14 protein-coding genes are annotated in these 13,509 nt (G+C 42.5%); 6 read left to right on the top strand and 8 right to left on the bottom strand.

Annotation, left to right across the window (positions count from 1 at the left end):
* Positions 1-158 precede the first annotated feature (158 nt).
* From AB6D07_RS00305 to AB6D07_RS00290, 4 genes are all read right to left on the bottom strand, one after another.
* Complete coding sequence (locus tag AB6D07_RS00305; protein WP_017101634.1) at positions 159-671, bottom strand: YchJ family protein; 513 nt, start codon at positions 669-671, stop codon at positions 159-161.
* Between the two features lie 118 nt (positions 672-789).
* On the bottom strand, positions 790-2,007 hold the full coding sequence (locus AB6D07_RS00300; RefSeq protein ID WP_017098162.1) for an EAL and HDOD domain-containing protein: 1,218 nt from the start codon (positions 2,005-2,007) through the stop codon (positions 790-792).
* Between the two features lie 123 nt (positions 2,008-2,130).
* Positions 2,131-2,865, bottom strand: a complete 735-nt coding sequence (lpxH, locus tag AB6D07_RS00295) for a UDP-2,3-diacylglucosamine diphosphatase (RefSeq protein WP_017101636.1) — start codon at positions 2,863-2,865, stop codon at positions 2,131-2,133.
* Between the two features lie 84 nt (positions 2,866-2,949).
* Entirely contained in the window at positions 2,950-3,444 is a 495-nt protein-coding gene (locus tag AB6D07_RS00290) for a peptidylprolyl isomerase (protein ID WP_004734582.1), read from the bottom strand.
* 190 nt (positions 3,445-3,634) lie between these two features.
* On the opposite strand from AB6D07_RS00290, the gene cysS reads away from it, so the two are divergent.
* A complete protein-coding gene (cysS, locus tag AB6D07_RS00285; RefSeq protein WP_017104086.1) occupies positions 3,635-5,020 on the top strand; it encodes a cysteine--tRNA ligase in 1,386 nt (461 codons plus the stop codon).
* A 97-nt stretch (positions 5,021-5,117) separates the two neighbouring features.
* A complete protein-coding gene (locus AB6D07_RS00280; RefSeq protein WP_009848795.1) occupies positions 5,118-5,696 on the top strand; it encodes a thymidine kinase in 579 nt (192 codons plus the stop codon).
* 143 nt (positions 5,697-5,839) lie between these two features.
* Here AB6D07_RS00280 and AB6D07_RS00275 read toward each other — a convergent pair whose 3' ends face one another.
* The 3 genes from AB6D07_RS00275 to AB6D07_RS00265 form a co-directional block, all read right to left on the bottom strand.
* Positions 5,840-6,505, bottom strand: a complete 666-nt coding sequence (locus tag AB6D07_RS00275; RefSeq protein WP_017104085.1) for a YdcF family protein — start codon at positions 6,503-6,505, stop codon at positions 5,840-5,842.
* Entirely contained in the window at positions 6,498-7,352 is an 855-nt protein-coding gene (locus AB6D07_RS00270) for an NAD(P)H-binding protein (protein ID WP_017104084.1), read from the bottom strand. The genes AB6D07_RS00275 and AB6D07_RS00270 overlap by 8 nt, the downstream gene beginning before the upstream one ends.
* A gap of 114 nt (positions 7,353-7,466) precedes the next feature.
* Positions 7,467-7,697 carry a TIGR02647 family protein gene (locus AB6D07_RS00265; protein ID WP_009848792.1) on the bottom strand — a complete coding sequence of 77 codons (231 nt, stop codon included), beginning with the start codon at positions 7,695-7,697 and terminating at the stop codon, positions 7,467-7,469.
* A 259-nt stretch (positions 7,698-7,956) separates the two neighbouring features.
* Here AB6D07_RS00265 and AB6D07_RS00260 point away from each other — a divergent pair, with 259 nt between their 5' ends.
* Complete coding sequence (locus tag AB6D07_RS00260; protein WP_017104083.1) at positions 7,957-9,261, top strand: hypothetical protein; 1,305 nt, start codon at positions 7,957-7,959, stop codon at positions 9,259-9,261.
* Between the two features lie 362 nt (positions 9,262-9,623).
* Positions 9,624-10,466 (top strand): formate transporter FocA, encoded by an 843-nt coding sequence (gene focA / locus AB6D07_RS00255; RefSeq protein ID WP_009848790.1) that lies wholly within the window; start codon positions 9,624-9,626, stop codon positions 10,464-10,466.
* A 383-nt stretch (positions 10,467-10,849) separates the two neighbouring features.
* On the opposite strand, the gene AB6D07_RS00250 is transcribed toward focA, so the two are convergent.
* Entirely contained in the window at positions 10,850-11,644 is a 795-nt protein-coding gene (locus AB6D07_RS00250; protein ID WP_017100090.1) for an ABC transporter permease, read from the bottom strand.
* 436 nt (positions 11,645-12,080) lie between these two features.
* Between AB6D07_RS00250 and torE the strand changes: the two genes are divergently transcribed.
* Positions 12,081-12,263 carry a trimethylamine N-oxide reductase system protein TorE gene (gene torE / locus AB6D07_RS00245; RefSeq protein ID WP_008222628.1) on the top strand — a complete coding sequence of 61 codons (183 nt, stop codon included), beginning with the start codon at positions 12,081-12,083 and terminating at the stop codon, positions 12,261-12,263.
* 50 nt (positions 12,264-12,313) lie between these two features.
* Positions 12,314-13,495: a pentaheme c-type cytochrome TorC gene (gene torC, locus AB6D07_RS00240; protein ID WP_009848788.1), complete on the top strand. Its 1,182-nt coding sequence runs from the start codon at positions 12,314-12,316 to the stop codon at positions 13,493-13,495.
* The last annotated feature ends 14 nt before the right edge of the window (positions 13,496-13,509 follow it).

Below are 13,509 nucleotides of genomic sequence, written 5' to 3'. Positions count from 1 at the left end.
AATTTTCAAGATTTCAAGATTTCAAGATTTCAAGATTTCAAGATTTCAAGATTTCTAAGCCCTACGTCACTTTTCTAACCTCTGACTTTGCGTCATTCCGAGGAGCCTAAGCGACATCAGGAATCTCTTCTCTTAATCTGACTTCTTAGTCGAACGAGTTACCCGCAGCACTTCTTGTATTTCTTACCACTGCCACAAATACACGGATCATTACGGCCGATTTTAAAGCTCTCAACGGTTTGATTTAAGCGTGGGTCAATTTCTGGTTGTGTAGTTTGTTCCTGCTCTGGGAAGGTACCATCAATGTAGTACCAAAGACCGTCTTCACGTATAAAGCGAGAGCGTTCTTGCATGCAGTATTGTGCGCCTTCTTCATTGAAGTAAGCTTTAAACTCAACAAAGCCTTCGTCTTGGTGCGAGCCTACCGCAGTATCGATGACTTCTAGTCCTGCCCAATCACTGTTGATAGATTCGGCAATACCTTCTCTTTGCGCTTCTGCGTTGCAGCTAGGGTGGTAAGTCGCAACAACATAATCCACCAAACCAAGTACATGTGCAGAATAACGTGAGCGCATCAATTGCTCGGGTGTTTCAACGGCACTGTGGTTAAGGTGTGCTGATTTACAGCACTGTTGGTAAGTATTTTTGCTACCGCATGGGCATAAAGACATGGTCAAATCCTGTAAAAATGGCCTCTGTTAAGAGGCCATAAATGAATGTGTTGGAGTTTATCAAGAAACGACTGCTCACCAAAGCTGAGTTTCGATTGAAGTAGCTGTGTGATGTGAACTATTTCAAAGTAGGAGACAGCAGGTCTTGGGCCCAAGAAGTTGCTTCGTCATAAGCTTGACCTAGCTCTGCTTCGTTGAGTTTGAGCAGTTTACGAATGCGCGTTGCTTCATCCCAGCGAGCTTGTTCATAAGCTATGACCATCGCCAAAATGGCACCTAATACGCCTTTACGTTGAATCAAGGCTTGTTTAATCTCATCATCGATCGGCACCGAGTCCAGTACTTTTACTAACGGCAGATCGAATAGGGAGTCGAGCAGCGAGAACATGCCAGTTAAAAAGGCTTGCCCGGGCTCAACCTTAACGTTCATTTTCTCGACCAACAGTTCACATTGGCGCGCGCGTATCACGGCTAAACCATAAAGTGAGTCTGGTTTATCTTCTTTCGCGGATGCGATAGCAACCAGTGACACTAGCTTACGTAGTTTTTGTTCACCAAGATAAACAAGCGCTTGGTGGAATGAACGAATCGGTGTTGATGAGCCACCAGCGGAGTTTACGTAAGAGAGCAGCTTATACGACATAGTCATATCAAGGGTAATCAAACGCTCTACTTCGGCAAAGTTGATAGGATCGTTGGCAATCTCTTTCAACAGTTGAACAATGGTTAAAAAAGCAGGGTTTAATGCGCGAGTTTGGATCATCTCCGGCTTACTGAAAAAGTAGCCTTGAAAATAGTTAAACCCGGCTTGGATTGCTTCTTGGTATTCTTCGTGAGTTTCTACTTTCTCCGCTAGAAACTCGATATTCAAGTCTTTCAGAGTGTTCATGAACATCGCAGCTTTAGCGATTGAGATCAAACGTATGTCGAATTTGATAATTGATACGTAAGGTAAGAAGCGTTTCCATGCTTTGCTAGGCACAAAGTCATCTAACGCGATCGTGTAACCCGCATCATAAATTGTGATGATGGCTTCTAGCAGTTCGTCTGTTGGCTCACAGTCTTCCAGTACCTCGACAACTAAGCTCTCTTTCGGAAATAGAGTCGGGACTAGGTTAACCAAGCTTGCATATGGAAAATTAACGAATCCAAGCTTATCGCCCAATGTATTATAGTGGGTAGATAAGAAGTGGTCGGAAAGCAAACGGCTAGTAGCGAGCTCCGGCTCTACTTCAGGGAAAGTGTTCTTAGGACCATCCCTAAATAGCAACTCGTAACCTATGGTCTTCTTGTCTGCATCGAGTATTGGTTGACGCGCTACGTATGAATATTTCAACTTGGTACTGTGTTCGGTTTATTTTTGATAGACAAATAATAGCTAATTCAGGAGAAATTACCATATACAAGTGAAGAAAATCTGACCGATGATAATAATAAAAGTGAAAGTTTAAGCGTGATGCTAAAAGCGATTGCTAAACTCGCGATTCTGTAGTTCAAAACTTTGCGGAGTGAACACCAGAACTGATCCTTGGGTATACCAATCACCCAGTACGATACGGGTTTTAGTGCAATTGTTAGCACTGAAGGAGTGTATGTCTGGACGGTGAGTATGACCGTGGATCATCAAATCGACGTTGTGTTGTTTCATCACATTGTCGACTTCTTGCTGTGTTACATCCATGATGTCGAGTGACTTTGTCTGCTTATCATCTTTGATATCAGACTGAACCTTGGAGACAATTTTCTTTTTGATAAAAAATGGAATTCTATTAAAGACCCATTGTAACCAGGGCTGATGAACTTTTTCACGAAAGGCGAGGTACTTTATATCTTCGGTACACAGAGTATCACCATGCAATACCACTGCTTTTTGTCCGTAGATATCGATAGTAGAAACTTCATCTAGAAGCTGTACGCCTGTTTGTTTCGCAAATTTTTTGCCAACTAAAAAGTCCCGATTGCCTTGTGTGAAATAACAAGGTACGCCAGTGTTAACTAAGTCTATAAACGTTTGGCGAATTGAATTCGCGAACTCGCTTGTATCGTCGTCACCAATCCAGAATTCGAAAAGATCACCCAACACGTAGAGTGCATCCGCTTCTACGGCCTCGTTCTTCATGAAGGTTAAGAAGCAGTCTGTGATGTCTTGTCGCGACGGAGCAAGGTGTAGATCTGATATAAAATATGTTTTCATAGGTCTAAAAAAAGGGAGCGATTCGCTCCCTATATCCTGATTTTATCGGCTCATCAATTATTAATACTAACCGAAAGCAAGTGATTAAGCTTCGATTGTAGTACCAGTGATGATCACTTCTTCTAGAGGTACGTCTTGGTGCATACCCATAGAACCAGTGCTAACACCTTTGATCTTGTTTACGATGTCCATGCCTTCAACAACTTCTGCGAATACACAGTAGCCCCAACCGTCTAGGCTTTCGCTACGGAAGTTTAGGAAAGAGTTGTCGTTAACGTTGATGAAGAACTGAGAGCTCGCTGAATGCGGTTCCATAGTACGAGCCATTGCTAGCGTACCCACTTTGTTCGCTAGGCCGTTGTTTGCTTCGTTCTTGATAGTCGCGCGAGTTGTTTTTTCTTTAAGGCCAGAAGTCATGCCGCCGCCTTGAACCATGAAACCATCGATAACACGGTGGAATAGCGTGTTGTCGTAAAAACCGTCACGGCAATACTGTAGGAAGTTTGCGCTTGTTTCTGGTGCTTTTTCTTCGTTAAGTTGGACTTTGATGTCACCAAAATTTGTGTGAAGGATGATCATGATTGTTACCTTACTGTCTTTTTAATATGAAGTTCGAATTCTAGCGCATGTTGGCGGACTTTCAAATCACCAAATCATTAACTTAACTCGGATGTTTGAGGTAATTCCTGCTTTGGGGGATTACCTATTAAGGTATGACTTGTTATACTGCGATCTTATTTTTGATTAATCCATAAAATAGATAGAGATCATGCTGAAGATATATAACACGCTCACAAGACAGAAAGAGGAATTCAAACCAATTACAGCTGGCAAAGTCGGTATGTATGTCTGTGGGGTAACCATATACGATCTCTGTCATATTGGTCATGGCCGTACGTTCGTTTCATTTGACGTGGTAACTCGTTACCTGCGTTACCTTGGTTACGATTTGAATTTCGTTCGTAATATCACTGATATCGATGACAAAATCATCAAGCGCGCTAATGAAAACGGCGAGTCTTGTGACTCTCTGACTGAGCGTCTGATCGGTGAAATGCACGCGGACTTCGATGCATTGAACATGAAACGCCCAGATGTCGAGCCTCGTGCGACTGAATTCATCACAGAGATCATTGAGTTAGTAGAAAAGCTAATTCAACGTGGCTTTGCTTACGTTGCAAGCAACGGTGACGTGATGTTCGAAGTTAAGAAGTTTGACGAATACGGTAAGCTTTCTAAGCAAGATCTTGAGCAGCTTCAAGCTGGCGCCCGTGTTGACATCGATTCTGCAAAACGTAGCCCGTTAGACTTTGTTCTTTGGAAGATGTCTAAGCCTGGTGAGCCGACGTGGGAATCGCCATGGGGGCCAGGTCGTCCAGGTTGGCACATCGAATGTTCAGCAATGAACTCGTCTATTCTTGGCAATCACTTCGATATTCATGGTGGTGGTTCGGATCTACAGTTCCCGCACCACGAGAACGAAATCGCACAATCTTGCTGCGCACATGGCACCCAGTATGTGAATACTTGGATGCACAGTGGCATGGTGATGGTAGACAGAGAAAAAATGTCTAAGTCACTGGGTAACTTTTTCACTATCCGTGACGTACTTCAGCATTACGATGCAGAGACAGTTCGTTACTTCCTAATGTCTGGTCACTACCGTAGCCAACTAAACTACAGCGAAGATAACCTAAATCAGGCTCGTGCATCACTTGAACGTCTCTATACATCACTTCGTGGTCTAGACGTTACCGCAGCCCCTGCTGGTGGTGAAGAGTATGTGACTCGTTTCTCTACAGCGATGAACGATGATTTCAACACACCTGAAGCTTATTCAGTGCTGTTTGAAATGGCTCGTGAAATCAACCGTATCAAGACTGAAAGCATAGAAAAAGCAAGTGCACTAGGTGCGTTGATGCGTGAACTGGCAGACATCATCGGTATTCTTCACCAAGATCCAGAAGCTTTCTTGCAAGGCGATGCAGCCGGTAACGATGACGAAGTCGCTGAAATCGAAGGCCTAGTTAAGCTACGTAATGACTCTCGCGCTTCGAAGGATTGGGCAAATGCCGATCTTGCACGTGATAAGCTGAACGAGCTAGGTATTGTTCTGGAAGATGGTCCAGAAGGTACGACTTGGCGTCGTAAGTAAATCTTATAAAAAGGGCTGATTTTCAGCCCTTTTTTCTAGCAAAAATTCTCTAATTTCACCTTTTTATCTTCAACTTTTAATTAACAGGAATATTTCTGTGGCTCAGATGTATTTTTATTACTCGGCAATGAACGCGGGTAAATCAACAACGCTTCTTCAATCTTCATTCAACTACCAAGAACGTGGTATGACACCAGTGATCTTTACGGCTGCATTAGATGATCGCTATGGTATCGGTAAAGTGAGTTCACGAATTGGTCTTCAATCTGAAGCTCAATTGTTTAAAAACGACACCAATATGTTTGAGGCAATTCAAAAACTCAACGAAGAAGAAAAGCGTCATTGTGTATTGATCGATGAGTGTCAGTTTTTGTCGAAAGAGCAGGTTTACCAACTAACAGAAGTGGTTGATAAGCTGCACATCCCTGTACTTTGTTACGGTTTGCGCACTGACTTCTTGGGTGAATTATTTGAAGGTAGCCGCTACTTGTTGTCTTGGGCTGACAAATTAGTAGAACTTAAAACAATTTGCCACTGTGGCCGTAAGGCCAATATGGTAATTCGTACAGATGAGCACGGTGTGGCAATTGCTGAAGGTGACCAAGTCGCTATTGGTGGCAATGACCAATATGTTTCGGCTTGCCGTTTACATTATAAAGAAGCGTTAGGTAAATAAGCAGCCTACAAGTCGGCATTGCTAAAACCAATAGCGTTCAAATTAGAAAACGGTGACCTAGTGTCACCGTTTTTGTTTATTGAGCCGAGCTTTTGTTTTATTCCAAGCCGAGCTTCTATTTTATTCTTAGTCGATCTTTTGCTTTATTCGAAACCGAGCCTCTTTAATGCTTGATAGGCATGGTCAACGTCGTCAGGGATGGGCATCTCAATTTGAAAGCCCTGAGCGGGGTAGGATTTGATTCGCTCATAATCAGCAATCAATGCACCTAACACCATGTCTAACGGCAACTCTTCGTTAAAGTAATCATCCCAATTCTGCCATCGTGATGTCACTGTTATCTCGGAAGTTTCGTCAGGCCATTGCTTACAGAACGTTGCGTAAGTGCGTTTCTCCATAAAGGGCTTCTGAATTAGGGTCAGCCGTTTAGGTGATAATCCTCGCTGATCCAGTAGCTCGTAGGTAAACCGTACATTTTCCCCAGTGTTTGTCGCGTGCTTCTCAATGATAATGTCTAAGTTAGGCACACCACAGTCTCGTGCGATAGAAGCGAACGTTTCTGCTTCTGAACGCTCAAAGCTTCCTTCTGTAAAACGTCCCACACCACCAGAAAAAACGATGTAAGGCGCTATCTTTTGGTGATAAAGCTCGGCTGCATATTCAGCGACGCGAGTATCGTTGCTACACAATACAAAAATACAGTCTGAAGGCGTAACCTTGTGACCCATAGACATAAAGTTCCAAAGGGTGTCGACTGAGCGATGCAGTTTTATATTGGGATTTCTCTTAGCTGTAGATTGCTCAGTCATGAAGTGCGTCCAGTGTGGATTCGAATTTAAACGAGTAACCTAAGTCGAGAATCTTTTTCGAAGAGATCAGTTTGTCTGGTGTATCGACAAGAGGGGGAAGTGGTTCGCTGCTATTGGCACTTTTTAGTGCTGCGGCATAGAACTCTGCTTTGCTCACCGTATTCGGTGTGGTGACGTTGACCACTTCGTTGTGCAGTTGACTGATAGCGAAATCGACTGCGCCAATCGCGTCGTTAAGGTGAAGCATGTTGGCAGGAGCTTGAGTACTAACCTGCTTCAATTTACTTGCAAACCTCGATGGGTGACGGTTCGGGCCAATTAATCCACTGAAGCGAAGAATGGTGTAGTCGATGCCTGAATCAATCACTGATTGTTCCGCTCGCAGCATCACTCTCGCGCTATCGGTGAATGAAGACGCGAGCTCGTTGCCTGAGGTTGAAAGGGGGAGTGAAGCATCCAGTTCGTTCAATACGCCAGGTTTAGTTGGGTATACGGTTGTTGAACTGACCATAATGAGCTTTTTCACGTTAGCCTTCTGGCAAGCCCTGGTCAGTTGTTGCCAGTAGTCGGCGTACTCTTGTCCTGCTCCCTTTCTAAAGCCTGGAGGAAAGCTACCAATCACTATCTCAGTATTGTTTTCCAATAGGAGTGAGTAGAGTTGGCCAATAGAGCGTTCAGGTTGTATTGCATCAAAACTGAATACTTCACAAGGAATGCGTTCGTTGCCAATAGCGTCAGCGCCTGCTTGGGTAGTCTTCGTCACGACGACTTGGTTATCATGTTTTTCTAAATGTTCAGATAAAGGTGCACCGACCCATCCTGCACCAACAATAAATATAGAAGCCATGTGTTCCTCACAACTGCAAATGACGAATTTACAATAAGCCTAACAAACCTTTGCCCAAAAATGAAAAAACTCCACGGCCGAAGCGAGTGGAGTTTTTACTAGAACCGTGGAGTTTTAGTTCAGTACGCGAAGTAACTTGTCTGCGCGCTCTGCCATCTGGATACCTTCATCTGTTAGGTAACCACCGTCTGGCTGAGTGCAAAGATTCTTTTCGAATAGGCGCTTAACAGCGTCTTGAGTTTCTTGAGCAGCCTCTTGATGAACTTTAATTCCAGTAGCGGCGCTACTTACATCAAATTGAAGAAGGAGGTTTAAATCAGCAATATGTTCAGCGTTGTACTTCATAATTAACCTATATATTCATAACGTTCTCTACCTTCACCTTAGTGCGCATTCACGGCTCAAGCAATAGCAAATAAATAGAATTGATAAGTGATACCAAATTGAATGATTAATCGTCGTATGGTGGGTTTATTTTAGTTAGATTGCGTGATTTGCAGCCACTTAAATTCTGAACGATGTTTATTGGGAAGTGGTTGTAATATATTGTGTTACTAGAAATATATTGCATCCAGCTAATATTGTATAAAAAGGAAACGCATCAGTGAGAGTGAACAAAGTAGCATTAACGATCAGTATGCTATTTGCTATCTCAGGTTGTCAAAGTACACCCTCAGAGCAGACAGGCGCGAACCAAACCACAAATGACAATGAATCAACAGTAGAGGTCCGTTCATTTCAGTCTGTCCAAAGTGTTTACTCCGAGTGGGAGGCTAAGCTTGAAGAACACGCTCAATTGTCTCTCTATGCTCCAGAGAATTACAATGAACTATTAGACGCTTGGGATGATGCTGAAAGCATTTATGCGGACTTACTGAAAGATCAAACACGGTTAACCAAGAGTTACTCGATTTTTTCGACATTAACTTACGCTGAAGCCTTTGATAAAAAAATCGCGTTGATTCGATCAAATTATGACTCGATCTTAGTGCTAAAGGAAAAGGCTGACAGAGTATTAGCCGACTCGATAGTGCAAATGGATTACTTAAAGTTTCTTGGTGCCGACACTATGTTTGCATCGAGCTACAAGCGCTTGTATTCAGAATACAGCGAGCTGTTTGAGTATGTGCTGGTCGACGAACTTGAAGATGCTCAGGAAGCACAGGTAGAGTTTCTTAATAACGCGAGTTTGTTAGAAGTTAAAGTGGCCCACAAGAAGTACATCGAACCTTTGAAGGATGAGTTGGAGTTCTTGGAAGATGAAGATTTCGATGACGTTGTTCCACTGACGTTTGCTAAAGCGGCATCTCAAATTGCTTTGGCAGAAAGCCAAGTGAAAGCCAGTCCCCGTGAAAAGTCGATCATTGAAGACGCAGTTCACGCTGCGGAGTTCGAATTAAACCACGTACGCAGTGTTGCTCATGAAGTCAAAGTGCTGGCGAGCGTAAAAGGCGACCAGTTCGAACAGTCGGTTTTGAATGCAGAGAACCAGTTATTGAGCATTTCACGAGTGGTTAATGATGAAGATCACCGTGATGTTGTATTGCGTCTTCAGTCTCAAAAAATTGTAGCGAGTGTTAAAGCGCTGAAAGGCTCAGACATGACGGCGTCATTAAAGTCGGAGATTAAAACTTTGACTGAGCGACTCGCTAAGTTAGAAATTGAGAATCAGAAACAATCACAGAAATTGGTTGAAGCGACCAAGCACAACCAATTGTTAGATGATCAGGTTACCAAGAGTGATGCTCATATAAAGAGCCTAGAAGAGTTAGTGGATAGTTTGAAAAGCTTAGGTGGTAAAGTTGCCAGCGAAAGTGACTCTGATGTGATTGTTCCTAGTATTGAATCTAGCCTAGAGGATGCATCTCTCGAACAATCATTAGAAGAAATGGTTGAACCTTCGGTTTAGCATCACTAATTTCTTTATTTGTGATTGAGTTAAAAGCGCCTAAGGGCGCTTTTTTACGTTCTGTTGATCTATGTCAAAATCTAGAAATAAAAGCGCTCAGTGAGCCATTTTAGTGTACGTTATTCTTTTGGTTTTAACGTAACTTGTTGATATTTATAGGTGTGTCAATTTCTATGCTGATAACTAATCATTCAGCAGAGTTTTCTTTTTACTACTAAAGTCGTATGAATTTGGAATAACTCGGACTATTTGCTTTCAACAAGGCTGTGAGAGGCATTTTGAACCTAAAATAGCTCTTGAATTCAGAAATGAAAGAGAGGATTATCGCGCTCCCGACGACATGTTTCAAAATGTAAATCATCATGAATCTAAACCAATTCGACTCATTATTACCGCCACAAATGGCTGAGCGCGCTGCAGATATTGGCGTAGGTAAAGCAACCAAAGATCCAATCAAATCTTTTCTCCTAGCGATTTCTGCTGGCATACATATTGGTATCGCGTTTGTGTTCTACACAATCGTGACTACCGGCGCTGGTGATTTACCGTGGGGTATTACTCGCTTATTGGGTGGTCTAGCTTTTAGCTTAGGATTAATCCTTGTTGTTGTTACTGGTGGTGAACTGTTTACCAGCTCGGTGTTGACGCTTGTTGCTCGCGCAAGTGGCAAGATTACCTGGCGTACATTAGTTAAGAACTGGACCACGGTTTATGTCGGTAACTTAATTGGTGCATTGCTGCTGGTGGCCTGTATGCTTCTGACTAAACAGTACATGTTCGATCATGGGCAAGTGGGTTTGAATGCCATGGCGATTTCCCAACACAAAATGCACCATGATTTTATCCAAGCTATCGCGCTTGGCATCATGTGTAATGTGTTGGTTTGTATCGCGGTATGGATGACGTTTAGTGGACGTACACTGACTGACAAAATCGCAGTTATGATTTTACCTGTGGCGATGTTCGTATCAGCCGGTTTTGAGCACTGTATTGCCAACATGTTCCAAGTCCCTTTAGCTATCGGTATCAAAACATTTGCTCCCGCAGAATTTTGGACAATGACAGGCGCTAACCCTGCGGACTACGTTGATCTGAACATGATGGACTTTTTGATGAACAACTTGCTGCCCGTTACCATTGGTAACATCATTGGCGGTGGTATCTTTGTTGGTATGTGGTACTGGTTGATCTACCTACGTGACTAATAAGGGTGGCGTGATCCACCAAGCAAAGGTTTCGTGATTAATTCCGATTACGCGGTTAATCCAGTTTACGAGTTAACTGGGTAACTTGGACTCAGTGAAAACACTGAACTGACTTATGACATTTAAAAGACGGTCTGCATTGCAGGCCGTTTTTATTTGTGGAAAACCTACTTATTCATTTCTTAAATTATCATGTGAACGCTCAATAGCGATGATCACCGTGTGTGTATATGTCTTTGAAAACACCCAAAGATCAAAGGTAATGATCTTTCCCTAGGTGGGAATGGACAAAAAAGGATCTATATTGATTTGGTTATCCACAATTTCTGTGGATAACCTGTCTCAAATTCAGTGAGTAACCAGATCTAAGTGGGGTAGGGAGGCTATTTCGAAGGCTGTATTTGCGCGAGAACTCGGCCTTCTTTAGTAAGAGATGTCTTCAATGAGAGCTGAAGTGCAAGTGCTAAAGAGCAGCTCATCATCACGAAGATAGCTAACATGATCATCAACTGATACTTAATCGCAATCATCGGTGATGCACCTCCTAAGATCTGTCCTGTCATCATTCCCGGTAGCGTGACTAAGCCTGTAGTTGCCATAGAGGCCATAATTGGTGACATCGCCTTCTGTATCGCATTACGAACAAAAGGCGCGGCTGCATAGGAAGGAGATGCGCCCAAAGCGATAGCCGCTTCGTACTCTGATTTCTGCGTTTCAAAAGCCCCAAACAAGTTCTGCAATGCCACGATATTACTGCTTAAGCTATTACCTAACAGCATCCCTGCAATAGGGATAAGGTACTGTGCGTTAAAAACCGGTGTCGGTTTAATGATGAAAAAGCAGATAAACAAGACAATAGGTACACAAGTTACAGCAAGGCTAACGGCTATAGGACCTAAAAGTAGGTTTTTGGAGAGCCTAGATTTTTCAACAATTGAGCTTGCCCCAACGATGATCATTGCAAATAGCCACAGTAAATTGACCCATAAGCTATTTAAGGTGAACAAGTATTCTAGGTAAAGTCCCACTAGAAATAGCTGAATAACCATACGGATTATGCTGACAGAAGCCTCTTTGCCAAGGCCGAGTTTTAACTTGTAGTTGATGGTAATGGGTAGCAAGAGAAGTGAGCTGAAGAACAATAACTGCCACCAAGATATATCAATAACGTCTTGCATAATGATTCCTTTTAAGTGGTCTCCATCATATCTGAAAGTGCCAAATGATGCATTTCACCTGTAAAGTCGCCAATTCTAAAAATGATCAATAATTTAACAAACAAAACACAAAATAGTGGTTGTTTGAGGCTTTTTTAGCTACTACTTAGTAGGTAAAAAGTTAAAATTGGTTGTCAGATGGTTGCGTATATGTTGGTTTTTAACATTTGTGAAATATACTTAATTCTTCACATTTGTTAATACTTTTTAATAACTTTGTTTAACTGAAAACAAGTTTGGATGACCTCAAAAAAGTATTGATTAGCAAGGGTTATAACGGGGGATTTGATTGAACCCTACTTTGTGTATGGTCTAAAATTTGTTGTTAGATACTCAAGAACTTTAGCCCCATAGAATGGGTTACTCGAAATTACTAAATACAAAATAGGCAAAATGTATGAGTGATGTTAATAAAATTGAAACTGGCGAAAAACGCTCGTTGGAGTGGAAGTCTTTCCTCTTCATTGCGGTGGTTCTCTTTCCAATATTAAGTGTGGCTTTTGTAGGCGGTTACGGCTTCCTAGTTTGGGCACTGCAAGTGTTTGTATTCGGACCTCCTGGTGCTCACGGCGGCATGTAATGCCCTCTAGTAACAACATTTTTTAAAATCAATATTTAAGAGAGCTAAACATGAAATCATTTTTAGTTAAATTATGGCGCACAATGACTCGCCCTGCAGTACACATCAGTCTTGGTGTACTAACTATGGGTGGCTTTATCGCCGGTGTTATTTTCTGGGGCGGTTTTAACACAGCTCTAGAGCACACAAATACAGAAGAGTTCTGTGTAAGTTGTCACACCATGCGTGACAATGTTTACGTAGAGCTACAAGAAACGGTTCACTGGAAAAACACTTCTGGTGTACGTGCTACTTGTCCTGACTGTCACGTTCCACATGAATGGACAGCAAAAATCGCTCGTAAGATGCAAGCATCTAAAGAAGTATTTGCTCAAGTATTTGGTGACCTAGATACACCTGAGAAATTCGAAGCTCGTCGTATCGAACTGGCTAAACACGAATGGGATCGTTTCTCTTCGAACAAATCTCTAGAGTGTAAAAACTGTCACAACTACGATTCAATGGACTTCGAGAACATGCGCCCAACAGCGCGTATCCAGATGAAGAATGCAGCAGAACGTGATCAAAGCTGTGTTGACTGTCACAAAGGTATTGCTCACAACCTTCCAATGGATATGGCATCAGCAAGCGGTATTGTTGGCGAGCTAGAAAATGTAGCAAGCAGCACATCTTACGCAAATGGTTCTGACGTGATCTCTATTCGTCACCTACCAATGTACACAGATGAAACAGCAACAGTTGAAGCGGGTCTACTCAGCCCTGCAAGTAAAGTTGCGGTTATCGACGAAAAAGGCGACATGATCAAGATTCAAATCGATGGTTGGCGTAAAGCGAAAGGTTTCGGACGTGTAATCCAAGAAGACTTCGGTATGAATATCTCAACTGCAATCTTGACCAAAGAAGTATCTCAAAGTGACGTTATCACTGTTGGTGAGAAGAAAGAAGATGAGCTTACTGGCCTTCCATGGGAAGAAGTTAACCTAGCACTTTGGATGAAGAAAGAGTCTATGGTTGATAACTTCGATCCAATCTGGAACGCAGCGGGTCAAGCGTACCAATCTAACTGTTCAACGTGTCACTCACAGCCAGATGAAGCTCACTTCAGCGCTAACGGTTGGGTAGGCATGTTAGATGGTATGATTGCATTCGTTAACTTCGATACAGATACAGAAGCACTTGTTCTTAAGTATCTACAGAAGCACTCATCAGATTTTTCTGAAGGCCATCACTAATAAGACGTCAATTG

The sequence above is a fragment of the Vibrio sp. 10N.239.312.C11 genome (assembly GCF_041466065.1).
GTDB lineage: Bacteria > Pseudomonadota > Gammaproteobacteria > Enterobacterales > Vibrionaceae > Vibrio > Vibrio tasmaniensis_A.
The sequence above is the reverse complement of the archived record's forward strand: the minus strand, read 5'-3'. Positions and strand labels throughout refer to the sequence as shown.